Raw genomic sequence first — 23,660 nt, forward strand, 5'->3', positions numbered from 1 at the left:
GCTATTCCCAGATCGTGCCGACTCCTGCCTGTTTTGCCTTATCATAGATACGCTTTGCCGCCATCAGGTCCTGTGTGCCGATACCGACCGTCTTAAAGACAATGATTTCCTCATCATTTTCCCGGCCCTGTACTTTCCCCAGAAGTACATCTCCAAGGTCCCCGGTAAAATCATCGCGTGTAATCTGCCCGCTCTCCAGCGGTATTAGAATATCACCTGCCTCTGACAGAACCGCATCCACAGAATCAAAATAGATTTTGGATGCACGTACAAGTATTTCCGGATCCATCTCCTGCATATGCGGCTGATAAGAGCCGACGCAGCTCACTGTAGCCCCTGCCTTTACCTTCCTGCCATCGAATACCGGCCGGGAAGATGGTGTCACACAGACAAGCAGGTCCGCATCCTCCACCGCATCATCAGAGCTTGATGCAGCCACAATTCTTGTTCCAAACTTCGCCAGTTCCTCATTCATCTGATCGACAAATGCACCTAATCTTTCTGCATTCAGGTCAAATACCTTCACCTCGTCCAGATCCCGGACAGCCACCATTGCCTCAAGCTGCGTCGCCGCCTGCCCGCCGGTCCCGATCAGCGCCCCTTTCTTACAGTCCTTCTTCGCCAGCACGTCAAACGCCGCCCCTGAAGCAGCCCCGGTCCGCAGCTGTGTCACATAAGTCCCGTCCAGAACAGAAACAACAAGCCCGTTCGACGCATCTATCAGCAGCACCTGTGCCGGTGTCGTCGGAAGCCCCTGCTCAATATTCTTCGGGAACACATTCACCACCTTCAGACACGCCGCATCCAGCTCTTCCACAAAAGACGGCATAAACAACAACGACCCGTCATGCTTCGGCACCTGAATATTCGTACGCAGCGGCACCTCACTCTTCCCCTCCGAAAAAAGCCGGAACGCCTCCTTATCAGCCTCAACCGCCTCCTTCATCGAAAAAACCTCTTTAATATCCCTCTTTGACAACAACAGCATCCTTCTACCTCCTTAACCTGAAAGCACATTTCCATATTAGTATACCCCTTTGGTAACTATTAACCCCATTATACCAATCCCCCTCAAAAAGTCAACACCAAAATCCCCCTCCTCCCCCTTAATAGCCAGTAACCTCCCCCTCCAACTTAAGCCGTAGAAGTCCCCCCGTGATAGAATTTTTTCTGCCGGCCGGATGAACCAGCTTGCCGTGGAACAGGAATGGCCTTGTACGGATGCGTCTTTTCAGAATTACTGCCCCTTCATCAAAATAGAAGCCAACACATGAACGAATCGCAGGACATCAAGTCCTGCGATTCAGCCGACTTAGCGAGAATGCATCCAAGCATTCTTGCGTTTGTCGGCGGTGTTCATCGTGTTGGCTTCTATTTTGATTTAGGGGCAGTTATACTGAAAACCCGCATCCGTGCAAGGCCATTCCTGTTCCGCGGCAAGCGTCCCCCTTCATCCTCCGCCCAAAAAATCCCATCACCTACTTCTTACTATTGGTGTAGTTCACTAATCCTCCGGCCGCTATCAGTTTCTGCATGAACTCTGGGAAAGCCTGCCCCTGATACTCCGTTCCTTTCGTGCGGTTATAGATCTTTCCGCTGTCAAAATCAACTTCTACCTCATCCCCGGCATCGATCCCTTTTGCCGCCTCCGGACATTCAATGATCGGGAGACCGATATTAATTGCATTGCGGTAGAAAATCCTTGCAAACGTCTCCGCGATTACACAACTGACCCCTGCGGTCTTTAAGCACAACGGAGCATGTTCTCTGGAAGAACCACAGCCAAAGTTCTTATTTGCCACAATCAGGTCGCCCTGTTTTACTTTCTTTACAAAGTCCGGATCAATATCCGCCATAGCATGGCTTGCAAGCTCCTGCGCATCAAAAGAGTTCAGGTATCTTGCCGGTATAATAACGTCTGTATCTACGTTGTCTCCATATTTAAAAACGTGTCCCAATGCTTTCATTATTTGTCACCTACTTTCTCCGGATTTGCAATGCATCCTGCAATCGCACTCGCAGCCGCCACCTCTGGGGAAGCCAGATAAATAAGAGAATCTACGTGTCCCATTCGTCCAACGAAGTTACGGTTTGTCGTGGAAACACACTTTTCCCCTGCTGCCATAACGCCCATATGCCCGCCCATGCAAGGACCGCAGCTCGGCGTATTGACTGCACATCCTGCATCTACAAAGATATCCAGAAGTCCCTCTGCAATACACTGCTTATAAATCTTCTGCGTTGCAGGTATCACCATGACACGCACATCCGGATGGACCTGACGTCCTTTCAGGATGGCTGCCGCCTTGCGCATATCCTGCATTCTGCCGTTTGTACAGGAACCGATTACCACCTGGTCGATCTTGACAGGTTCCATTGCTTCGATCTCATCAATCGTCTTCGCATTCCCCGGAAGGTGTGGGAAAGCCACGGTAGGACGTACCTGTGACAGATCAATCTCGATCACTTCGTCATACACCGCATCCTCATCTGCCTCATATACCTGATATTCCTTAACAGAATGCTCCTTCAGGTAAGCTTCTGTCTGCTCGTCTACAGGGAATATCCCATTCTTCGCGCCTGCTTCAATAGCCATGTTTGCAATTGTAAAACGGTCATCCATAGAAAGGTTCTTAAGTCCCTCTCCTGCAAATTCCATAGATTTATAAAGTGCACCATCCACACCGATCTTACCGATAATATGGATGATCACATCTTTTCCGCTTACATACGGTCCCGGTTTTCCAGTCAATACAAACTTCATGGCACTTGGCACCTTGAACCAGAGTTCCCCTGTCGCCATGCCTGTTGCAATATCCGTCGTTCCCACGCCTGTAGAAAATGCTCCCAGAGCGCCATATGTACAAGTATGAGAATCCGCACCAATGATGCATTCCCCGGCAGCAACCACTCCAGCCTCCGGAAGGATTGCGTGCTCAACCCCGGATTTTCCCTGTTCAAAATACCACTTCAGTCCCTGCTCCTTTGCAAACTCGCGGATGGACTTGGAGTTTTCAGCCGACTTGATATCCTTATTCGGTGTAAAATGATCCGGTACCAGTACTACTTTATCTTTATCATAAACCTGTTCTGCCATCTGTCTGAAAATCGGCAGAGCCATAGGCCCTGTAATGTCATTTGCCATCACCACGTCTAATTTCGCTTCAATCAACTGTCCGGCCTCTACAGAATCAAGCCCTGCATGAGCCGCCAGAATCTTCTGCGTCATTGTCATTCCCATTGCGACAACCTCCTCTTTCATTTCATTTGAATTCTGATTTACTTTGCCTGAATATATTTCTTGGCTGTAAGTGTTTCTGCACATAATACGGCCCCGCCTGCAGCGCCGCGCACAGTATTGTGTGACAGGCCGACAAATTTATAGTCGAACATGCTGTCTTCTCTTAAACGTCCGATGGATATGCCCATTCCGTTTTCATAATCTACGTCTGCTTTTACCTGCGGACGGTTATCTTCTTCCAGATACTGGATGAACTGCTTTGGTGCGCTCGGAAGTTCGGCCTCCTGCGGGAACCCTTTGTAGCTTACCAGTTTTTCTATTAATTCTTCTTTGGTCGGTTTCTTCTCAAAGTTGATGAATACCGCTGCCGTATGGCCGTTTAAGACAGGCACCCGGATGCACTGGCAAGTAATCTTCGGGAGCTGTGCTTTTACAATCTCTCCGTTTTCCACTTTGCCGAGTACTCTCAACGGCTCCTGTTCGCTCTTTTCTTCTTCCCCGCCGATATATGGAATGATGTTCTCTACCATTTCCGGCCAGTCTTTGAATGTCTTGCCGGCTCCTGAAATTGCCTGATACGTGGTTGCAACTACTTCCTTCGGGCCGAATTCTTTCCATGCTGCAAGACACGGTGCGTAACTCTGGATCGAACAGTTCGGCTTCACTGCGATGAACCCGCGGGTAGTTCCGAGACGCTTTTTCTGAGCTTCTATTACGTCAAAATGCTCCACATTGATTTCCGGGATTACCATCGGTACATCCGGTGTCCAGCGGTGCGCGCTGTTGTTGGATACAACCGGTGTCTCTGTCTTCGCATATTCTTCCTCGATCGCTTTGATTTCTTCTTTTGTCATATCCACGGCGCTGAATACGAAATCTACTGTAGACGCCACTTTTTCTACTTCGTTTACATTCAGTACAGTCAGTTTCTTGACTGCCTCCGGCATCGGGGTATCCATTTTCCATCTGTCCCCTACTGCCTCTTCATAGGACTTTCCTGCTGAACGCGGGCTTGCAGCCACTGTTACTACTTCAAACCACGGATGGTTCTCAAGCAGGGAGATGAATCTCTGACCAACCATTCCTGTTGCACCTAAAATACCAACTCTTAATTTCTGTTCCATCTTTCCCTCTCCTTTATCTTTCACAAAATTTGATAATCCTTATTCTACATTCAGATACATATCATACGCCATGATAACGTCCCCCATAGCTGATTTGCCCGGGGCGCCGGTTGTATTACGCATCTCTACACAGGTTTTCATACTGATTGCATCATAGATATCTTCTTCAAATACCGGAGAAATTGCCTTGTATTCTTCCAGTGTCATATCATCAAGAGCAATATTCTTCTCGATGCAGTGAAGTACCAGCTGTCCGACAATGCCGTGTGCATCCCGGAATGGTACGCCATGATTCACGAGATAGTCAGCCGCGTCGGTTGCATTTGTAAAACCGTTCTTCGCGCTGTCTTCCATACGTTTTTTCTGGAAACGTATGGTATTAATCATGCCTGTAAACAGGGCAAGACATCCTTTTGTCGTATCGATGGCATCAAATACCAGTTCTTTATCTTCCTGCATATCTTTATTATATGCAAGGGGGATTCCCTTCATGGTTGTCAGCAGAGACATCAGCGCCCCATAGACACGTCCTGTCTTCCCTCTGACAAGTTCGGCGATATCCGGGTTCTTCTTCTGCGGCATGATGCTGCTCCCTGTACTGTAGGCATCATCAATCTCCACAAATTGATACTCGTTGGAATTCCAGATGATCACTTCCTCTGAGAAACGGCTCAGATGCATCATCACCGTTGACATTGCCGACAAAAGCTCGATCAGGTAGTCTCTGTCGGATACGGAATCCATGCTGTTCATCGTCGGACCCGCAAACTCCATCAGTTCTGCCGTATACTCTCGGTCAAGGGGATAGGTCGTACCGGCCAGTGCACCGGACCCGAGCGGGCAGTAATTCATTCTATTATAAATATCCTTCATGCGTGAGCGGTCACGTTTAAACATTTCAAAATAAGCGCCAAGATGGTGTGCCAGTGTAATAGGCTGTGCCTTCTGTAAATGTGTGAACCCGGGCATGTAGGTCTCTGTGTTTTCCTTCATCAGCCTCAGCAGAACTTCCAGAAGTTCCTTCAGAAGTCTGTCCAGTTCCAGAATCTCATCGCGGGTATAGAGCTTCATATCCAGAGCCACCTGGTCATTACGGCTTCTTCCTGTATGTAACTTCTTGCCCGCGTCCCCGATCCGGTCAATCAGATTTGCCTCCACGAAGCTGTGAATATCTTCATACTTATCTGTAATCTCAAGCACACCTCGCTCCACATCTGAACGGATGCCCTCCAGACCTTCTATAATCTGATTCTTCTCATCCTCTGTCAGAATCTTCTGCTTCGCCAGCATCGTAACATGCGCGATACTGCCGCGGATATCCTGCTCATAAAATTTCTTGTCAAAAGATATTGATGCATTGAAATTGTACACTAACTGGTCTGTTTCCTTCGTGAAACGACCGCCCCATAACTGTGCCATTTCTTTATCCTCTCTTCTCTTTTTGTGATTTTCTCATTAGTTTATCATAGTAACGTGTTAATGTCCACATGAAAGTTTACGGTTTTGCTCTCTTTTCCAGTACTTTCTTTAGAACTTTTTTACATTCATTATCTTGAAAACTCGCAGCCGCAGTAATCCTGCCTGTAAAGGCCGTATTCCTTTGACAGTTCAATGGAACGCTTGTACCCGTTCTTCTTTTTAAAATCCGACTGCAGATACTTTACCCCATAGCGGGATGCAATCTTGGTTCCGATCGAATTTAATTTTTCTGCATTCTTTAAAGGACTGATGCTCAGCGTTGTCGTAAAATAGTCAAAGCCGCCCTTCACTGCCATCTCGGCCGCCTCTGTAAGACGGAGCTCATAGCATTTGAAGCACCGTGCACCTCCCTCTTTCAAATGCTCCATTCCTGCCGCCATTTCATAAAATTTCTCTTTATCATAATTCCCTGCCAGAAAAGATACCGGGTTTTTAAAGTGCATATCGCCAATCAGTGTCTGCTGCTCCAGCAGGCGTTTCGTATATTCACTTTCCGGAAAAATATTCGGATTATAATAAAACACGGTAATTTCAAAATACTCCGACAAATATTCCAGCACATAACTGCTGCAGGGAGCACAGCAGCTGTGAAGCAGAAGTGTCGGCACACGCCCCTCCTTCTGGATTACATCAATCAGTTTGTCCAGTTCCTTCTGGTAGTTTATATTTCGATAGTTCATCTTGATTCTGCACCTTTCTTCTAAAAAAAGCCATACTTTTATTATAATACCATACTTTTCTAAAGATTTGAATCTTCCTTTAAAATCACTTTATAGCCTTTGGTTCTCTTACATTAAGTGTTTGTCACCTATCTTCTGTTTTCTCATAAACTAACTATATACTTGTCGAATGGAGTGTCTGCATGGAACCAATACTTGAATTAAAAAACATAAATTATGCGTACCACACTTTAGAAGGAGAAACCAAGGCACTGACAGATATCTCTTTTTCTATTGCCGCCGGCGAATTTGTCGCTCTGGTCGGCCCATCCGGGTGTGGGAATGCGATGGGTGAGCAGCGGAAACAATTCAGATGGCAGCCACTGATATTCTTCCGCTCTTTTCCCATCAATGGCTGCCATAGATAAAAATATGGGCTTCCTCCCCGTCCCATACAACCCTCTCTAAAATCATGTGCAGATACTCACGTTTCTCCACAACACTCAATGCAGGAAAAAGTGCCTTGAAGGAAGATAGCTGTTCCATTACAAATTCGATCTGTTGCTGATCGCCCTGCATGCCACATTTTTCCTCGCCTAAGTTTCCTCTCTCTTTCTCAAATGCGGCACATTCCTCATTCAATCTGGTAATCTCTTCTTCAATTTGCTTTATAAATTCTTCATTTCCCGATTTTGCAATTGCGGTAATCAGATTTTTCACTTCTTTTTTCCGCTTTATGATCTCCTGCTCTAATACCTCTCCTTCTGTTACTTTATCCGTCTTAGACTCCATGATTCTTTTTTTTGCCCTTTCAAGCATAATGCCAATATTAGAATTTTTGTCTGTATAACTTAACACTTCTTCACATACAAGCCGATCCAATGTATTGCCCTGAACATTTGGCACTGAACATTTTTCCCCATGTGTTAGATCCTTATATGGGCAGAGATAGGAAAATTTCCTGTCCCCGTTTTCTGTCACTTGTGCGGTTGAATAGTTTTTGGGACGCATTGCATGACCACAAGAACAATATAACAGACCTGATAATAATGCTACCGGATTCTGTGGCTTATGCCAGCTGTCCCCTTTCGAGCTATTTTGTTTCAATATTTTTTGTATTTTCACAAAATCCTTTCCTGATATAATACCTTTGTGCCTTCCTAACGCAATAATCCATTTTTCTGGCGGATTATCTTGGTTTTTATATTGCGATGAAGAGGTTTTCGCATAAGAAATCAGACCATATCTGCCATCGGCTTCCTCCTCGTCCATGCATACCTGACAGCCTAAATCCCAGAAATATTTATATGCATCTTGATCCGCAGTACAATATACAGGATTCGTCAGAATATCCTTAATGGTAGTGGTTGTATACTCTTTCCCTCTTTTTGTCAGCATCCCGTGACTTAGGAAATACTTCACAATCCCCACCAACGACTGCTTTTCTAAGAACTCTTGAAAAATAAATTTCGTAATCTTCATATCCTCTGCGTCTTCTTTTAATCTGAAACACTTCTTATTTTTCCCATTAATATTAATCTTCTCTTCTGCCTCAGCACGGAATCCAAGAGGTGTATTGCCACCAAGCCATCTTCCTTTTCTTGCAAGCATAATCATGTTGTCGCGCACACGCTCTGCTATCTGTTCCCGTTCCATTTGTGCCAGAACTCCTGCAAAATAAATCATGGCTTTCCCTATGGGTGTAGAGGTATCAAACCGCTCTTTTATACTTATAAAAGATACATTTAATTTATTTAAAGTTTCAATCAAATTAGCTAAGTCAGCAATATTTCTGCCCAGCCTGTCTAATTTGTAGCAAACAAGATAGTCACATTGACCTTTTTTAATATCACTCATCATCTTTTGAAACTGTGGACGGTTTGTGTTCTTCCCTGAATAACCCTCATCTTCATACTCCACAATTTCCGCTTTATCTGCCCCCTCAATATTATATAACATATACTCCCGGCACATAGCGATTTGATTTTCAACACTCTCACCCCTGCCAGTCCATTTTGATTTCCTGCTGTAAATATAAATGATCATTTTCTTCTCCCTTCTTCTAAAAAAGAAAGACAGGCTATTAAACACCTGTCTTTAGAATTTCTCCCATCGCTTTTCTAAATGTTCCTTGATTATATCTAAGATTTTTCCCGCTTTTGCTAACTGTTCTTCGGACATTTCGACAGACACAATCACAAAATCTTCATAATCCGCCTTTTCTCTCAGACGAAATGCGGTATCCAGCATCTTGGAAAAGCCCTTGTCAAAAATACCTTCTTTTACATAATTCCGATTTATATATGCAATCACGCCCGAATGTTTACTTGAATCAAATTGATCCAAAGCTGTTACCGCACGTAATGCATGAAAAATGGCATAATAGGAACGGTTTACAGAAGCCTTTAAACTTTTAGCCCCAAATAGCAGCCTTGCGGTTTCGTAATCCTCACAAGCCCGTTGAAAACGATATTGGGACAGCTCTTTTATGCTGCCTTCCATAAAACAATCCCCTCCCTATTCACATTTTGGTAGAAAGGCATAACTTTCTCCCATTTTTGAAACTTGTCATAATCAATATCTATTACAGAAAAAACTTTATCATACTTCAAATTCAAATCTACAATGATATCCGACAGCCTATCTTCGGTATCTTTATCCAGATTCCCTTTAACCAACAATGCAATATCTATATCTGATTCTTCCGTAGATGTCCCCCTTGCAACAGATCCGTACAATACAATACGAACTACACGTTCTTCCATTATATCCAGAATACCTTTTACTAATTCCATATATGCTTTCTGATTCATCATCTCACCCCGTTCTCCTATTATAGATACAGTTGTTACTATAATACCACATATTTCAAGAGTTTTGAATCTTCCTTTGTAAGTATTTCAACAGAACACATAATCTTACTTATGGACATTACATATTCTTCAAAATGAGGCGAGTAAATTGTACTCGCCTCGATTCACCTCTTATACTAACCAGTATATGCACATCCAATTCAATAATCTTTACTATACTAACTACTGCAGGGCAATATGAATTTTTCCGGTTTTCCGACTATATACATATATGCTGTCACCCAGCCGTTCTTCTTCCTCTACTTGTGACTCATTAACTTCCTTAACAATTTCTTTCAGCATTTCCGGACAGATTTTCTTACTAAACGGGATTAATATCGTTTCATGAATGCTGGAGGGAAGAATATACAGGTCGCTTCCCCTGTTTTCTGCAAATTCATGAATCATATCTATTAGGAGCATCCCCGCCGCCCCCTCTGCCCTTTTGGAGTTCTGCATCACATACATATCAGCTTCCATATCAACCGAATCTGCGTCTGTTTCTCCGCCCAGTATTTCCCTGCATATTGACAGCATATCACGAATCTGGTAGCCATCCTTTTTCAGGTTTTTGGCAGCATTTTTATGGAGTTCAGCCTTGCTTATCCCCCATACTTTTAACAAAGCATCTGTAACTTTCACTGTTGCCATATTCCCCTCAGACAGGGGGTACAGTATCTTATAAAATATTCTCAGATCAAGGAAGGATACACTTGGCATACCAGCATACTCTCCCATATTTTCTTTCACCGGGCGCATGACAGGGTATACATAATCTTTTGCCCATTCCCATTTTCCCACAATTTCTATCAATTCTAATTTTATCATCTCTGTACATTCCATATGTTTATCTCCTTCAAATCAATTCTGACAAAATCTGTATCCAAAAGCGCATCCCCAATTTAAATCCATGCGACATCCCAATCCCTGCCGCACTACTTAACAATTCTTCCAACTCATATGCATCAACGGTTCTTTCCTTTGCAGTTCCCAGTAAATCTTCTATTTCCTCGTCCAGCTGGGATTCTTCCTGTTCCCCGGCTTCCATTCCTGCATAGACTCCGTTATATATTTTCTCAATCAGCATCCGGCCGCCTCCTAAACACTCTGTTCCGTATAATCAGCATCCCATATATCTTCTCCCTGTATCTCGGTCATATCAGTGGCAAGCTCATTTTTAATCGTCTCATCGCTTGAAAGTGCCCTCCTGAAATCTGCTTTCAGCGGGGCGAACTTCAATGCCTGCTTAATCACAGTTTTTTTCGCCATCCCGATATAATTGTTCTTCCACGGGCTAAATGATGAATCGAATGCTTTTGAATATTCCCTTGCGAAATTATCAATATCGTTCTTGCTCATGACCTCAAAGCCAAACCCTCCATTGGTCAGCTTGAAAAATCCGTAGAAAAGCTTCACTTCCCCGCGGTCGCCTACTGCCGGACGGTGGACCAGTTTTGGATTCAGTCCCAGCTCGTACTCAAATTCATCATTTCCATAGACTGCCTGTGCCTGTATGATCTGCATCTGCGGGTTCCTGTAACTTAAATCAATCATCCCCTTGTATCCAATCTGGAACTGGCATTCCATCGTTCCTTTATTGTTATATGGAATCAGGTATGCCTGTCCTAAAGGGGTGTTCGGCTCCAGACCAAGCTGCGCCGCATTCATGAGGGCAGCCAGAAAACTCATCTGTGTGCATTCCTTCAGTTTTGGTGTCGTGTTTAATGCGGACAGTGCCATCCTCGTAAACCGCTCCGGGGTAATTACTTCCGGAAGGGCTTTTTTGATTTCAGGCTCCATTGCCTTAATCAGGTCCGAAATGCTCATTGATTTGGTCAGTTTCCCTGCTGTATCCCCCTTCCTGCTTTCCACCTTTTTTGCCAGTTCTTCCTTAATCTCTGCCTTTGCCGCCATAGTGTCTCCTTCCTATTAAAGAGAGGCAGGGTATCCATGCCCTGCCTCTATCGTGCTGCTCTTCTCGTTTCCATTCTGTTTCCTGCTCCTGCTGTTTGCTATACTAAGCTGCTTTTACTGTGAATCTCCGGCTCACGATTTCCTTGCGGTATTTCTCGTAAACCTCCGGCTGCTCTTCTTTCAAACGTTTTTCATCCAGTCTGTTGCTGCATACCTGTTTCCACGAAACCCTGTACCGCTCATTTTCAGCCACCTCTGCTTCTCCAAGATAGAGTTTCAGTTCCTGCTCTATCTTCTTCCGCTCTGCATCCATGCGCTCCATAACATCAAGGAGTTCCTGTCTCCGTTTTAGCTTTTCATCAAAACCAGAGAGGTTAATTGACACTGGCACGGAATCCCTGAAATACTCCAAAATTACGCTGTCAGCCAGTTTGGAGCCATCCGGTTCTGGCATCACCCGTTTCAATACATGGTTCTCCCAGAAATCCTGCTCTAACTGTCTCAGGTATGCGATCAGTTGTTCATCCCTCTCTATTCTGTAGTACTTCAACTCCCGTCCATAAATCAGGACCGCTATATACCAGGCCTCTGCATTGCACACCGACATATAATGGTAGCACTGTATCTGGTATGACATGGGAATCTTCCCGTCTGCCCATTTATCTGCCATGTAGGGACTGGCAGTCTTACATTCCAGTCCTGCATTTTCCCCTGTTACTATGCGGTCAACATCAGCAAGCATAAAAGGACGTTCTTCATCGTAATACATGGCATTGGCTCTGCGGACTTTCTTCCCCGTCGCTTCCATGAACCGCCTTGCCACATAGTCCTCAAATTCCCGTCCCTGTCGCATGGCTTCGTTGTCAATATCTTCTGTCTCTTCGGAAATCTTATCCTGATATACCTGCATTGCAGTCCGGTATGGATTGAATCCGCATACTGCCCCGGCATCCGAACCGCCAATCCCAAGCTTTCGGTATGACAGCCAGTCCTGTTTATCCAAATCTAATGTAGAAATTAATTTTTTCATGCTTTATCATCCTCTCCATATTAGGCACACATTAACTGGTAAGCCTTATCAATCAGTGGGTTTCCTTCCACCGTCCGGGCAAACAGGTTTTCCTTATAGTTCACAGTCTTCCTGAGCGGTTCTGCATGGGTCGCAAAATCAGATACCGCATTCACGAATCTGTAAGCGTTCTTCCCAACATCCTGCAGATCAGGGGCATCGAAATACCGCATCTTTAAATCCTCACGCAGACGCCTGATATTTTTTGCCTGCTGGGGCGTGGTTGAGTCTTCCATCGGAAGAAGGACTTCTATATAGTCCATCACCTGTTTATCCGTTATCTTCTTCATGCGCAGGTTTTCAAATTCTTTCCCGAGGCTGTCCATATATTTCTCTGCCATGAACAAAGTATCCTGTGCTTCCTGTATTTTCTCTTTGATATCCCCGGTATGGATCATAGACCATGACCGTTTTGCCGTGGACAGTGCAAGGTTCAGTGTATTGTTACACACAACACGGATCGGTGTTAAAGCGACCTTGATAGCGCCGGAACCGTCATGGGTATTTGAGAACAAAAGATATGGGCTGATGTGTTCGCCTGAAATGATATATTCATGAGGCATATGTGCCAGCAGCCATACTTTCTTTCCGCCCTGCAGACTGCCAGCCGTTTCATAGCGTACCCCTTCCCCTAAAAGTGCATCAGTAAACGCAAATGCTTCGTTGTTCTGGATTACCTTGTACCGGTCTGTCACTACCCCCAGTACACTTCTGTCAGAATCCCTGATGTTTGCCTTATACCCGTCAATTAATTCTTCCGTTTCCGTATAAATAGGTTCCTGTACCACGTTCCAGTTTAATCCCGCTACAATCAAAGCATCCCTTGAATCCGGAGCCTCCATAACCCTCGTACCTAAACCGTGCCAAGGGGTTTCCCTTACATAAAACATACTTTCAACGTTTGCTGCCATAATCTTTCTCCTTTTCTTCTTTCTCATATTTTCATTCTTTTCTCTTATTGCCACATTTCTTGCTAAAACTATATAACGCTACTCCTGAAGACTTTAAACGCTGCTCTTTGGCTTACTCCTCTTCAAAAATTTCATATAAACTTATCGCACATCCTATAATTGCTAACAAAATTTTTCCCCAATTCATTACACGCCTCCTACCATCTCAGTACAATGTTCAATAAAGTTTTACCCAACTTCTTCATAGTTACAATAACCTCATAGCCAAACATTAGGACCCCCTTCCCAGCCGGTATAAACAGGAACTTTTTCTATTCTCCATGTATCTGTGGAAATACCCGCATTAACTTTTTATGGCAGACAAAGCGAAATTGCCCTGCCTGCCACAACATAATCATTTTCAAATCCTTTTTCTTTTTAACCAGATAAGCGTACAACTATTATAAACTTTCTGCGTTGCTTTACTGGTGACAATGCAAGTTAGTAATGTGCTTCCCTCCTTTTAAAATAAATTAACGGCAGGAAATAAACTTCCTGCCGCCGATCTAACTTGCTTCATAGTAATAATATGTAATTGTAATTCAAAACTTTTACCAGCCACCCTTATTCAGCTTTATATTCTGTCCCTCTCTGCCTGACCAGCAGACTTATTTTTCACTCCGTTACATAACACTCGTCTTATCAGTTAAATCAGTTCGTACCACCCACTAAACTCGCCATCACCTTCAAGAGAAATTTTACCATTTGTAAAGTACCTGAAATAATATTCTATCCCATCAATATTACATGAAACCAAATACTGCATCACATCTTTATGAAGTGCATATTCTGCCGAAAAGGAGTATGTGCAATATTTATTTGTCAATGGTGCACTTCCATAATACCCAATTGCAACAAAATCTCCGGTAGACGTAAATTCAACACTGAGTTGTGAATCCACCTTATGAAATTTTTTATCCACAACAGAATTATACGCATTATCTATTGCTGCTTGTTTCTCTGCTTCCTGTCTGGCCGCTTCTGCCGCCGCTTCCTCTGCTGCTTTTTTCTCTGCCTCTTTTTCCTCTTTCTTCTTCTGGACTATTCCGGCATATTCATCCAGTTTAGAGCTGTTTGTAACCAGTCCCTTCTGTTCATCTGTCAATGCTTCAAACTGCTCTTTCATTGCCTGAATAGAAGTATCTGTATCGGTAAGCTTATTCGCATCAATTTTCTCTATTGCATCTATCACCACCTGGGCAGCTTGCTCGTCCTTTTTCACCTTCAGATCCGCATATGCCTTTTCCAGTTCTCTATAATTGGAGACCAATTTTTTCTGTTCATCTGTAAGGGCATCGTACTTTGTCTTTACTTTATTCAGGTCTTCTTCTGACGCAACTGTAATTTCACTATCCGCTAAAGAAGAAATAGCATCAATAACCTTATCTGCTTCTGCTTGATTTTTCTTGTCCTGCTGATATTCTTGTACCTGTGGGTATATCACTGTGACACCTATGCCGGCTATTGCTACTATCAAAACAATGGCTGCCGCTAGGATGATACTCTTTTTCTTCCCCTTTGGATTGTCAGGTTTACTTTGTTTTTCGTCATTGTCTGGCTTTGGAGTATCCATACCCTCTTCTATTTTATTTCCACATACAGGACAAACCTTCCATCCTTCCTGTAATTCTTCCCCACATTTTTGGCAATACACTATGAATCCCCCTTTTATCCTCATTTGCATAACTAATATTTTCTCATAGTTTTTATTGTAATTTCTTCCCTGTAACTCTCTAAAGATTTTTCGACTTCCACCTCTTAATGTATTACAGTAGATTAAATCTATTTATCGCCCTCGCTCTTCTGTTCTGGATAAACATGCAATTTTTCTCTGTAGTCTCTGGTAATTATATAATTTCCTTGTCTAAGTTGGTCTGCCTTTTCTTTATAGTGCTCTGCAACCCCATATGCTTTTATAGCTTTGCCATAATGAGCCTCTTGATAGCCGTCCTCATTATTTTTTAGGTATGCCCACTCCCGTGCCCCCTTCTTCTCATAAGTTTCCGCTGTATGGTCCATACGTTTTATCATGGAATCTACCCTGTTTAATACAATATCCCTGTCATCTGTTGATAAATCTTCTAGCTTAACAGTTCTTTCTCCCTCAATTTTTTCATTTTGCTCGCCTGTTAATCCTTCTTTACCTTCATTAGCCTTAGTTCCCTCAACCTCACGCTTTTCCTTGTTATCTTCAATAATAGCGGATAAAGAAGAGCTTTTTACAGCCTCTATATCAGCTTCTTGAGCTACTTTTTTTTGGACCTCTGAGATTTCCTTTACTTCTATAAAAGACATATGTTCAGAATTATTTTTAGTTTCCTTAGTTTTTTCAACTGCATTACCCATACCCTCTTTAATAGCTGTTGCAAATATCCCGCTCATACTTACTACTACCTCCCATTTATTATATTTTTAATTTCAAGGACATCACCATCTGACACATTAAAGAAATAATTTCTAATTGTTCCTGAAATATCTGTTTTTTCTGCAGCCCCATGATATACCAACTGCGCAACAATAAATTTCCCCTTGTATGCCGGGTCATCTTTATATGCTGTCTTTAACATTTGCTTAACTGCCGAAAGTTTATTCTCGCTAGGTTTAGCAAGTAATTCATAAATTCCAATATGCAGCTCATTCGCTATAAGCTGTTTAATGCTGTATACTCCGTTCAGCAGGTACTGGAGAATTGCTTCTGAAAGCAATTCTGCATATATTGAGTTCTCATCTTCGCACATCACCAGTTTAACATTCTTCTTTACTAATTTGGATTTGACAGACTTTCTATAGCTTTTTATTGCCTCACTAACTGTTCCATATTCCTGTATCATGATAGAATTGAGCATTTTCAAACCAGTTACATCAAGCGAATCAGCAAGCGCTTCCTTTGCCAAGTTAATATTGATACGGTAAAAGCGGCCTTCCATGTCACGGCTGTAAAGCATTCCGTCAGAAACGTTTACATCCTGCACCGCAGGTATCTGTACGCGAACAGGAAGACTCATTCCCTCTTTATGGCACAAAGCTGTCCCTGTAATAAGACTTCCGAGATCCAGACTATCTTCTGCTGACAGTCCTATTGTATTAGCAACTAATTCCTGATCTTCTGCTGCAACAAGTCTCTGGATTATTTTATTAGACGAGTTTTTAATTACATCCGGAGCCAGCTTACTCGGAATCTGTTCAGCCACTATTACACCTTGTCCATAAGATCTCATTTCTGCTAACATATTGGTGAAGTGCTCCACGGCCTTGCCTTTGGGATTTCCCATATCCTCCGAAGTTTTTTCTGTATTTACATTTTTTAAAAGTCTATGTGCTTCTTCTATCACCAAAATATGTGACAATTCTTTATCCATGTTCATAGTTTCTTTTGTTATCTGACGATATTCATTAATAAAAATAATCAAAAGTCCTACACAGAAAGCCTTATCAGAATCATCTGCTAAACCTTCCAACTCAAAAACCGTATTATCTGTCAGCAGTGCCCCCATATCCGCATATTCATAGGTGTTGAACATATAACCTTTTGTTCCAGAACAAAGATTCTCTAATCGGGATTTTATAGCTGTTTTAATATTTCCGGCAACTTCCCCTTCATAATCCATCTCTTCTTCAACATACCTTTCAATTTCAGATTTGAGTTCCTGCATTGTAGGAAAAAGATACTTGTGGGACTTTGACATATACTTTTCCTGCACATAGGATTCTTCAAAAAAATCAGCCGAATTTATAGAATTAACAAGATATGGATGAAATCCCAGAGTCAGATTCCACCCCTTTCTCTCGTAAACATTCTGCAGACATTTTTCTAAAATATATGGCATCGGACCATAAAAAGAAAAAGACGCGTTAAATAAATCTTTCAGAAAGTCTATATGCATCTGCGGAGAAATGCCGCACTGAATATAGAACGGATTAAACCTCAGACAATTGATTTCTGGTTTCCCCAAAGTGTATATTTGAAGCTTTTTACTGTTTTCTAAATGGATATTTCTATACTCTTTTTTTGCCGATTCAATTACCAAAAATGGTGTTTTTGCATTTCTTAAAATACCTTTTACAGTAGTTGTCTTTCCACTTCCAGTGATTCCGCACACAAACGTGTGCCGGGCTAAATCTTTATAGGTAAGTGAAAATGGCATATTTGTAAGGCTGCGCTGCCCATCACATACATATCCGATATTGACATCAGTCGTATTGTCTGTAATAAGCGGATACACCTTTCCTTTTTTTAGTTCAAAATTTGGCACTGGCTCATCAGGCAAAGTACACATCAGCCCTAATTCTTCTGATGTAACAGCTGTACAAAGTGGTGATGAAGCACTTTCACCCTTCATAATTTTAGGGACCAGAATAGCGTTTTCTTTTGCTTCATTAGCATCTAAATGGAAACTATGTACTGCCTGCGGCAAAATATTGGGATTTGGTTTTGCAAATTCACCTGAGATACATGCCTGAATAATTCCAGCTACCATTTTGGAGTCCGCAGAATATGAAATTGCAGTCTCCCACATTCCATTATTCTTTCCTTGACGGAACCTTTCTATTGCCTGATCAGCATAATCAATCAATTCCAGTGCAAAGCCATTTTGTATGTCTGCAGAAATACTTTCATTTTGGTTGACAGCCTCTGTAATAGTTTTGCCATAATTATTCGAAATTGAATAACTGTCTGTTTCTGTCCTGCCACTAGATTTATTAGGACTCAAAAGAAACGCAAGTCCAAACCCCTTGGTTTTTGATATACCTGTACTATACGCGCTTGTCTCTGACTTCCCTTCGGTCTCTCCTATAGATTTTGACGTGCCTTGTTGTCTTGATACATTTCTTTTACTAACAGCAAAGCATTGGTCCTTTATCTGTATTACTTCACCATAAGTCTGGGATATTTTTTCTTGTGATAAAGGACGCGAGATAAATAGCACTGTATAATCCTGCCCATTTAAACTCCTCATCATGGGAGCCAGTGAAAACGTCTGTTTTTCTTCACCTATTTTGACGGACGGAATGGCTGTGATTAATCCAACCTCCCTATCTTTCGTTTCTCTTCCTGCGAGATTCATTTTGTAAGTTCTTAATTCAACACCATCTAACAGGCCTTCCATGACCCCCTTCAGCAATTTGGCATCGTTGTCCGAATCATATATACCAACAACAAGGTTCATCGTTCCTTGATATGAGACTATACCATATAGAACAGGTTTCCCCACGGAATATAATGCTGTATAAAACTTGCCCATTTTTCCATTAAGAAATTCAAACATATCCTCTACTTCATCAGTTGTACAGCTGACAATTCTGAAAAAACTAAAAGCATCCAACAGCTCGTTCGAACTTGTATAGGATAAATCCATTATTTCCTTCTTTGTATTGTATAAATATGAAGGATGAATATTCTTAACGAACAATGAAGATTGTTCAGCAACAATAGCTGTATCCCGTTCAAACTGTTCTTTTATTACTTCCTGACTTGCATTTTTTTCTAGCTGGTCGTTAATATCCGGCTTATTATCCTTACTCATGTGATTTCTCCTGTCTGAGAGTACGTACCTGAGTATCAAGATAACGTTCCACTTCTGTCAGCCAGTCTAAAATTTCGTTCTCCATGTCATTCAAAAATTTATTTACCGCTCTACTGTATTCCTTTTTATTCTTCACCGGCACAGAAACATACGTTGCCAACCCAGCAATTACTGCACCTGCAATAATAACTGCAATCGGAACATGGACAAGTCCCGAAATTGCAAATTTTAATATGCCACCGAGAGCTAAAGTGCCTGCTGCTGTCCCGGCAACCGCATACAATTTATTTAGCTCATCGAACGTAATTCCATTCTTATAGGAATCTAATGATTTTACTTCAAAATGATAGTTGTCATTAAGTTTCTCTCTAAGGTTAAGCCTATAAAAAGCATTCAGATGTACGGGATCTTGGAAATACTTCTCACTCTTAATCTTTATGACAAGAGAATTATACACATCGACAATATATCCTTCGCATTCAGCCGATACTTTAGACGAAACTGCCTCACTAATTCTCTCTGTCGCCATCTGTGCTGTCTGGGAAGTTTCTATGATTTTTTTTGATCTAACAGCCAGTTCTTGAAACATAACATGGACTTCTTTTTTTAATTCGTTATTATACATTGCCCTCAATTCCTCCCTTTAATTCTTTAATATCCATTTCCTTCGATTCCAAGGATTCCAACACTTCCTTTAGTTTTATAATAATTTGCTCCATTTCTTCCGCTGTTTTTTTTGCCTCTTTGACTTGTTCCAGTTCATCTTTCTTAATATCACTATTTTTTTGAAGTTCTTTCACATACTCAAGAACTATACATGACACAAACATACGAAGATCTCTTATCGCCTGATTCTTAATGGATTCAAGTCGATCAATAATACTGTCCTTTACAAGATTATAGTGTCTATACTGCGAAAAATATGATTCCGTGTGTGTCTTTTTAAATGTAGCGCCTGTTGTATATGTATACGTTTCATTTGCTTCACGCTTCATATCCTCTTTTATCTTTTTAATTGTTTCCTCAGAAAATTCTGGTTTCAATGATACATATTCAACCATATTATTATCGCTGAGTGTAACTTTCAGAACCTCATTACACTCAGCAACTACCTTTTTTTGTAAATCAGATTCAAAATCTAAAAAAATATCAACCTGCCGAAGGGAAAGCTTCTCAAGTTCATTAAAACCAGATTCTTTATTTCCATCTATCTCCTCTATTTTCTTTTTGTATTCAGCCATTACTTCCGCAGCACGTTGAGCTATTAGCCCCTTCGTTCCCGAACCCCCATACTTTGCTTCAATAGCATCGACTTTATCGTTCATTCTGTTCTCGATATCACACAGTTCTGCCTTTATCTTCTCTATTTTTGTCTTTAACTTTCCAGAATCTTCTGCCTTCAATTCATAGTTTGCTATTTTCTCACGAAGACTAATCTCAATCTTTGAATACACTGTCAGCATTGTATCAAGGAATCCACTTAATGCTAAATTCTGTGCTTTCCTTCCAAATCTATTCATAGACTGGTCAATCATATCGAAATTAGAATAATGTTTGAGTTCGGAAAGAAATGCTTCTTTTTCTCCAAACGCATCAAGCCAAGCCATCCTAACAAATGGTTCTATTTTCTTTTCTGTGCGCATCTGTTCTATTGCTGCTTTGATTTCTTCTGTAGACATTGAATAAAATTTGTTATAATAAAGTTCAGCTTTGCTATCAACAGGAATAATCTGCTCCTTAATAATTCCATGCCACTTTTCGTTTTTCTGGATACCAAACACATTAACACATTCTTCACACGCGCGCTCAATTGTCTCTTCTGATTCTGAAGCCGCCCTAGTTAAAACCAAAAACATAGCGTTCTTATTTCTATCAACGCTCTTTGACTCCAAGAACGCTTTAAAGCTATTTGCTTCAATAGCGGCACCTGTAATAGGTCTTACGAATATAATAGCATCTGCAGATTCAATGTATTTCTCTGTAACCTCACCGACTCTACCCGCGGCATTTACACCCGGAGAGTCAATAATTCTTACACCGCGCATATTTTCATCTACAAAGGGGCACTCAATATTAATCTTTTTAACAATATTTCCCCACTCCGGTTTCTTTTTCTTTATATACGCTCTAATTTTTCTGTTATATTCCTCAAGCGGAAGATGATGAATGTTTTCACTTTCAACACCTTTTAATAAATCAACAATCACTCTTTCCGGAATCTTAGCATCACGATACTTAAGAATTATCTCGTTATTGATCGTTGTAATTGGAATATCTCTATAGTCATCATCCAGTGCAGCATTTTTTTTAAGAAATGCAGTAATGTTCTTTTCTCCAAATTCTTTTTTTATTTGCCCATCCTCATAAACTGCGTCTAAAACAAACTCTGCACCATGTTTAATTTCAACGACAGAACTGGTACACTGAAGCACATCCATTGGAAGAATCTCTGTGCCAAGGTATGCATTTATAAATGTTGATTTTCCACTTTTCGCCTCTCCTGCAATCATTAGGCAGAATCGGTCTTCTTTGATCTTTTTTGCTTTATTTTTAAGGTTCTCGAAAGATGTATCCTTTTCTGAAAATCCTGCCTGACGCACAACATCTAAAAACTCTTCATAAAAATGTAAAACTTTTTCTTTAGACTTTTCATAACTAGTAATCATACCCACTTTCTCCTTAGTTTATCGTTTTATCTTGATTTTTGACTTCTAATGCAACAATTTTAAATGAGATTTTTTCATGATTATGTATCACCCACCTAAACTATTTGACATTAATATTCAAACGCTTCTTCTTTCTTTATTGTAACATATTGTTCCTTTTGTTTCAATTTATATTACAATCCTTATTGTTACATGTCAGGATTATTTATTTTATGCTTGCTATAATTACTCCAAAAGGAGTTTTTATTATGTCATTGCCTTTATTATCTGCCAAATTAATAGAACTACGTCATCAAAAGGAGTATTCACAACAAGATATCGCAGACTTTCTCGGGGTAACAAGAGAAGCTTACAGCCATTATGAACGCAGTACCAGAGAGCCTAATTTAGAGATTATACTTAAATTAGCCAGATTCTATCAAATAGAAGTCTCTGAATTAATTAATGAAACCACAATACCTATTGCTCCTAATATAGCTGTAGCTGTTCCAACTGGAAAAGTTCTAGGCTTTACTTCTCTCAGTATTGGCTTGCAAACTCCCAAACTTTCAAAGAATATTCATCATTTTTTGAAGTTATTTTCAGGAAAAAATACCAGCATAGATTATACTTCTATTACCAAAGAAGACCTGAATATTCTTGCCCAGTATAAAGCTCTAGATAAACAATCACAAAAAGAAGTGAAAGACTTTATTAAATTTAAACATATGCAAAATAAAAAAAATGATACTGCAGATTAAATTCACAGCAGTATCATTTTTTAATCTAGTGTTTAAGTCTACATCCCTACATACACCCTGTCTGTATTTCCCTGTTTTCCTGACTCTTCTTTTTCCTTCTATTCCAGTATCATATTCAGAATGTATTTTATATTTTAATAATTCACCAAACATTTTAATAACTAACAATAATCTTTCAGGAGGTTTTATAATGTTTGAAAATGAATACGCAGAAATAATTACTGTAGATGAACTTTGTGAATGGCTAAACATAGGGAAAAATACTGCTTATGTTTTATTAAATGCCGGCGACATTAAAGCATTTAAAATTAAAGGTTTTTGGAAAATACCTAGGGGAGCAGTGGTAGAATTTATTAATCGTAAAAGTAAACGCCCATTCCCACCGAGTTTGCATTAATTAAAAATAATCTTCAATAATCATTGGTAATTAGAAATAATCTTGCTAACAATTAAGTAGGGGTTAGATAAAGTATATATGTATATACAAACGCTAATCCTGCTATCCCGTCAATATTACAAATAAAAAGTGAGGAATCAACTATGGACACGAAAAATAAGAAAAACAAAAGTATCTGTATCCGGTTAACAGATTCAGAATACAATCAGCTGACTTTATTAGCTGAACAAAATCATAATACTTTAAGTGCATATATGCTAAATCAATCATTACATCCTGCATCAGGTATATACTCAAAAGAATTTTTCAATATAATCATGGAGTTAAGCCAAATGGTCAGCAGTATAGATGCAGCCGCCCCTTCCTCTCTCAAAGAGCTAACTTTATTAAGAGAGGAGGTTCAAAGATTATGGCTGTATTTAAAATAGTAAATGAATCATACTGCAGTTTGGATGATATATACAGAGAACTTACCTATATTTATAATCATAAGAAATGTGTCTATCATGGGACGAGTAATTTACTTGATGGCGATATCACCGTATTACAAAATCAATTTTTATATGTTAAAAATTATTACCGGAAAACCAAAGGTAAACAACTTGAAAATTTCATATTATCTCTAGATTCTGCAGTAGAGGAAAAACATATAGACTTACGAACACTTAACGCTGCCGCCCGTTATATTATAGAATTTTGCCTTGAGGAGTATCAGGTTGCATATGCCATACATAATAATCGGTCTAATTTCCATGTGCATTTTATTATGAATACGGTAAATATCCGCACAGGTAAACACTTCCGGCTAAATAAATCAAACTTTCATGAATTTATGGGGAACATAGCAATGTGGTTGGAATTACACGGGATTGCATTACAAAATTATTCTTATTATGATGAAAAAGGAAAATTCCGTTGTGGAAAAAATGATGATATTGGATTATATCTGCATAAAATGCCAAATTATATTTAAGTTGTTAGTTTTATGCAAAAATGAGAGGCTTCCCCGGAGGCCCCTCATTCATCTTTCGCCTTTATTCATTC

Annotated in this window: 24 protein-coding genes; 5 read left to right on the forward strand and 19 right to left on the reverse strand. The window is 40.8% G+C overall.

What is annotated here, in order from left to right; all coding sequences use genetic code 11:
- Window position 1 precedes the first annotated feature (1 nt).
- The 6 genes from DWX43_RS14705 to DWX43_RS14730 form a co-directional block, all read right to left on the reverse strand.
- On the reverse strand, window positions 2–988 hold the full coding sequence (locus tag DWX43_RS14705; protein ID WP_109732104.1) for an ornithine cyclodeaminase family protein: 987 nt from the start codon (window positions 986–988) through the stop codon (window positions 2–4).
- 490 nt (window positions 989–1,478) lie between these two features.
- Window positions 1,479–1,967, reverse strand: a complete 489-nt coding sequence (gene leuD / locus DWX43_RS14710) for a 3-isopropylmalate dehydratase small subunit (protein ID WP_109732103.1) — start codon at window positions 1,965–1,967, stop codon at window positions 1,479–1,481.
- A complete protein-coding gene (gene leuC, locus DWX43_RS14715; protein WP_118620878.1) occupies window positions 1,967–3,241 on the reverse strand; it encodes a 3-isopropylmalate dehydratase large subunit in 1,275 nt (424 codons plus the stop codon). The genes leuD and leuC overlap by 1 nt, the downstream gene beginning before the upstream one ends.
- A 38-nt stretch (window positions 3,242–3,279) precedes the next feature.
- Window positions 3,280–4,365: an aspartate-semialdehyde dehydrogenase gene (asd, locus tag DWX43_RS14720; protein ID WP_109732102.1), complete on the reverse strand. Its 1,086-nt coding sequence runs from the start codon at window positions 4,363–4,365 to the stop codon at window positions 3,280–3,282.
- A 39-nt stretch (window positions 4,366–4,404) separates the two neighbouring features.
- On the reverse strand, window positions 4,405–5,784 hold the full coding sequence (argH, locus tag DWX43_RS14725; protein ID WP_109732101.1) for an argininosuccinate lyase: 1,380 nt from the start codon (window positions 5,782–5,784) through the stop codon (window positions 4,405–4,407).
- Window positions 5,785–5,912: 128 nt separating this feature from the next.
- Window positions 5,913–6,524: an epoxyqueuosine reductase QueH gene (locus DWX43_RS14730; protein ID WP_109732100.1), complete on the reverse strand. Its 612-nt coding sequence runs from the start codon at window positions 6,522–6,524 to the stop codon at window positions 5,913–5,915.
- A gap of 182 nt (window positions 6,525–6,706) precedes the next feature.
- Between DWX43_RS14730 and DWX43_RS27635 the strand changes: the two genes are divergently transcribed.
- Window positions 6,707–6,931, forward strand: coding sequence for a hypothetical protein (locus DWX43_RS27635; protein WP_330582259.1), 225 nt, complete (start codon window positions 6,707–6,709; stop codon window positions 6,929–6,931).
- On the opposite strand, the gene DWX43_RS14740 is transcribed toward DWX43_RS27635, so the two are convergent.
- From DWX43_RS14740 to DWX43_RS14800, 13 genes are all read right to left on the reverse strand, one after another.
- Window positions 6,912–8,549, reverse strand: a complete 1,638-nt coding sequence (locus DWX43_RS14740) for a recombinase family protein (RefSeq protein WP_118620814.1) — start codon at window positions 8,547–8,549, stop codon at window positions 6,912–6,914. The two genes, DWX43_RS27635 and DWX43_RS14740, sit on opposite strands and share 20 nt — an antisense overlap.
- A gap of 51 nt (window positions 8,550–8,600) precedes the next feature.
- Window positions 8,601–9,005 (reverse strand): HEPN domain-containing protein, encoded by a 405-nt coding sequence (locus DWX43_RS14745; RefSeq protein WP_118620815.1) that lies wholly within the window; start codon window positions 9,003–9,005, stop codon window positions 8,601–8,603.
- A complete protein-coding gene (locus tag DWX43_RS14750) occupies window positions 8,990–9,319 on the reverse strand; it encodes a nucleotidyltransferase domain-containing protein (protein WP_243099321.1) in 330 nt (109 codons plus the stop codon). Before DWX43_RS14750 ends, DWX43_RS14745 begins: the two co-directional genes overlap by 16 nt.
- A gap of 219 nt (window positions 9,320–9,538) precedes the next feature.
- Window positions 9,539–10,198 (reverse strand): DUF5688 family protein, encoded by a 660-nt coding sequence (locus tag DWX43_RS14755; protein ID WP_118620816.1) that lies wholly within the window; start codon window positions 10,196–10,198, stop codon window positions 9,539–9,541.
- Window positions 10,199–10,211: 13 nt separating this feature from the next.
- The gene (locus DWX43_RS14760; protein WP_118620817.1) at window positions 10,212–10,442 is read right to left on the reverse strand and encodes a hypothetical protein; all 231 of its coding nucleotides are present in this window, start codon (window positions 10,440–10,442) and stop codon (window positions 10,212–10,214) included.
- A gap of 11 nt (window positions 10,443–10,453) precedes the next feature.
- Window positions 10,454–11,269 (reverse strand): recombinase RecT, encoded by an 816-nt coding sequence (locus DWX43_RS14765; RefSeq protein ID WP_118620818.1) that lies wholly within the window; start codon window positions 11,267–11,269, stop codon window positions 10,454–10,456.
- 103 nt (window positions 11,270–11,372) lie between these two features.
- Window positions 11,373–12,299 carry a lambda-exonuclease family protein gene (locus DWX43_RS14770; protein ID WP_118620819.1) on the reverse strand — a complete coding sequence of 309 codons (927 nt, stop codon included), beginning with the start codon at window positions 12,297–12,299 and terminating at the stop codon, window positions 11,373–11,375.
- A 20-nt stretch (window positions 12,300–12,319) separates the two neighbouring features.
- Window positions 12,320–13,249: a DUF932 domain-containing protein gene (locus DWX43_RS14775; RefSeq protein ID WP_118620880.1), complete on the reverse strand. Its 930-nt coding sequence runs from the start codon at window positions 13,247–13,249 to the stop codon at window positions 12,320–12,322.
- 685 nt (window positions 13,250–13,934) lie between these two features.
- Window positions 13,935–14,942, reverse strand: coding sequence for a zinc-ribbon domain-containing protein (locus DWX43_RS14780; RefSeq protein WP_182440712.1), 1,008 nt, complete (start codon window positions 14,940–14,942; stop codon window positions 13,935–13,937).
- 128 nt (window positions 14,943–15,070) lie between these two features.
- Window positions 15,071–15,670, reverse strand: a complete 600-nt coding sequence (locus DWX43_RS14785; protein WP_118620821.1) for a hypothetical protein — start codon at window positions 15,668–15,670, stop codon at window positions 15,071–15,073.
- Window positions 15,671–15,678: 8 nt separating this feature from the next.
- Window positions 15,679–18,813: a DUF87 domain-containing protein gene (locus DWX43_RS14790; protein ID WP_118620822.1), complete on the reverse strand. Its 3,135-nt coding sequence runs from the start codon at window positions 18,811–18,813 to the stop codon at window positions 15,679–15,681.
- Window positions 18,806–19,438, reverse strand: coding sequence for a hypothetical protein (locus DWX43_RS14795; protein WP_118620823.1), 633 nt, complete (start codon window positions 19,436–19,438; stop codon window positions 18,806–18,808). Before DWX43_RS14795 ends, DWX43_RS14790 begins: the two co-directional genes overlap by 8 nt.
- Window positions 19,431–21,479 (reverse strand): dynamin family protein, encoded by a 2,049-nt coding sequence (locus DWX43_RS14800; protein ID WP_118620824.1) that lies wholly within the window; start codon window positions 21,477–21,479, stop codon window positions 19,431–19,433. The genes DWX43_RS14795 and DWX43_RS14800 overlap by 8 nt, the downstream gene beginning before the upstream one ends.
- Window positions 21,480–21,727: 248 nt before the next feature.
- Between DWX43_RS14800 and DWX43_RS14805 the strand changes: the two genes are divergently transcribed.
- The 4 genes from DWX43_RS14805 (at window position 21,728) to DWX43_RS14820 (ending at window position 23,589) form a co-directional block, all read left to right on the forward strand.
- Entirely contained in the window at window positions 21,728–22,219 is a 492-nt protein-coding gene (locus tag DWX43_RS14805; protein WP_182440713.1) for a helix-turn-helix transcriptional regulator, read from the forward strand.
- A gap of 190 nt (window positions 22,220–22,409) precedes the next feature.
- On the forward strand, window positions 22,410–22,616 hold the full coding sequence (locus DWX43_RS14810; protein WP_118620826.1) for a helix-turn-helix domain-containing protein: 207 nt from the start codon (window positions 22,410–22,412) through the stop codon (window positions 22,614–22,616).
- A gap of 143 nt (window positions 22,617–22,759) precedes the next feature.
- The gene (locus DWX43_RS14815; RefSeq protein ID WP_118620827.1) at window positions 22,760–23,044 is read left to right on the forward strand and encodes a hypothetical protein; all 285 of its coding nucleotides are present in this window, start codon (window positions 22,760–22,762) and stop codon (window positions 23,042–23,044) included.
- Window positions 23,026–23,589, forward strand: coding sequence for a relaxase/mobilization nuclease domain-containing protein (locus tag DWX43_RS14820; RefSeq protein WP_118620828.1), 564 nt, complete (start codon window positions 23,026–23,028; stop codon window positions 23,587–23,589). The genes DWX43_RS14815 and DWX43_RS14820 overlap by 19 nt, the downstream gene beginning before the upstream one ends.
- The last annotated feature ends 71 nt before the right edge of the window (window positions 23,590–23,660 follow it).

The sequence above is a fragment of the Clostridium sp. AF19-22AC genome (assembly GCF_003479085.1).
GTDB classification, from domain to species: Bacteria; Bacillota; Clostridia; order Lachnospirales; family Lachnospiraceae; genus Faecalicatena_A; species Faecalicatena_A orotica.

Coding starts and splice junctions, on each gene's coding strand:
- DWX43_RS14705 (WP_109732104.1), bottom strand. CDS start 988: ATGCTGTTGTTGTCAAAGAGGGATATTAAAGAGGTTTTTTCGATGAAG.
- leuD (WP_109732103.1), bottom strand. CDS start 1,967: ATGAAAGCATTGGGACACGTTTTTAAATATGGAGACAACGTAGATACA.
- leuC (WP_118620878.1), bottom strand. CDS start 3,241: ATGGGAATGACAATGACGCAGAAGATTCTGGCGGCTCATGCAGGGCTT.
- asd (WP_109732102.1), bottom strand. CDS start 4,365: ATGGAACAGAAATTAAGAGTTGGTATTTTAGGTGCAACAGGAATGGTT.
- argH (WP_109732101.1), bottom strand. CDS start 5,784: ATGGCACAGTTATGGGGCGGTCGTTTCACGAAGGAAACAGACCAGTTA.
- DWX43_RS14730 (WP_109732100.1), bottom strand. CDS start 6,524: ATGAACTATCGAAATATAAACTACCAGAAGGAACTGGACAAACTGATT.
- DWX43_RS27635 (WP_330582259.1), top strand. CDS start 6,707: ATGGAACCAATACTTGAATTAAAAAACATAAATTATGCGTACCACACT.
- DWX43_RS14740 (WP_118620814.1), bottom strand. CDS start 8,549: ATGATCATTTATATTTACAGCAGGAAATCAAAATGGACTGGCAGGGGT.
- DWX43_RS14745 (WP_118620815.1), bottom strand. CDS start 9,005: ATGGAAGGCAGCATAAAAGAGCTGTCCCAATATCGTTTTCAACGGGCT.
- DWX43_RS14750 (WP_243099321.1), bottom strand. CDS start 9,319: ATGATGAATCAGAAAGCATATATGGAATTAGTAAAAGGTATTCTGGAT.
- DWX43_RS14755 (WP_118620816.1), bottom strand. CDS start 10,198: ATGGAATGTACAGAGATGATAAAATTAGAATTGATAGAAATTGTGGGA.
- DWX43_RS14760 (WP_118620817.1), bottom strand. CDS start 10,442: ATGCTGATTGAGAAAATATATAACGGAGTCTATGCAGGAATGGAAGCC.
- DWX43_RS14765 (WP_118620818.1), bottom strand. CDS start 11,269: ATGGCGGCAAAGGCAGAGATTAAGGAAGAACTGGCAAAAAAGGTGGAA.
- DWX43_RS14770 (WP_118620819.1), bottom strand. CDS start 12,299: ATGAAAAAATTAATTTCTACATTAGATTTGGATAAACAGGACTGGCTG.
- DWX43_RS14775 (WP_118620880.1), bottom strand. CDS start 13,249: ATGGCAGCAAACGTTGAAAGTATGTTTTATGTAAGGGAAACCCCTTGG.
- DWX43_RS14785 (WP_118620821.1), bottom strand. CDS start 15,670: ATGAGCGGGATATTTGCAACAGCTATTAAAGAGGGTATGGGTAATGCA.
- DWX43_RS14790 (WP_118620822.1), bottom strand. CDS start 18,813: ATGAGTAAGGATAATAAGCCGGATATTAACGACCAGCTAGAAAAAAAT.
- DWX43_RS14795 (WP_118620823.1), bottom strand. CDS start 19,438: ATGTATAATAACGAATTAAAAAAAGAAGTCCATGTTATGTTTCAAGAA.
- DWX43_RS14800 (WP_118620824.1), bottom strand. CDS start 21,479: ATGATTACTAGTTATGAAAAGTCTAAAGAAAAAGTTTTACATTTTTAT.
- DWX43_RS14805 (WP_182440713.1), top strand. CDS start 21,728: ATGTCATTGCCTTTATTATCTGCCAAATTAATAGAACTACGTCATCAA.
- DWX43_RS14810 (WP_118620826.1), top strand. CDS start 22,410: ATGTTTGAAAATGAATACGCAGAAATAATTACTGTAGATGAACTTTGT.
- DWX43_RS14815 (WP_118620827.1), top strand. CDS start 22,760: ATGGACACGAAAAATAAGAAAAACAAAAGTATCTGTATCCGGTTAACA.
- DWX43_RS14820 (WP_118620828.1), top strand. CDS start 23,026: ATGGCTGTATTTAAAATAGTAAATGAATCATACTGCAGTTTGGATGAT.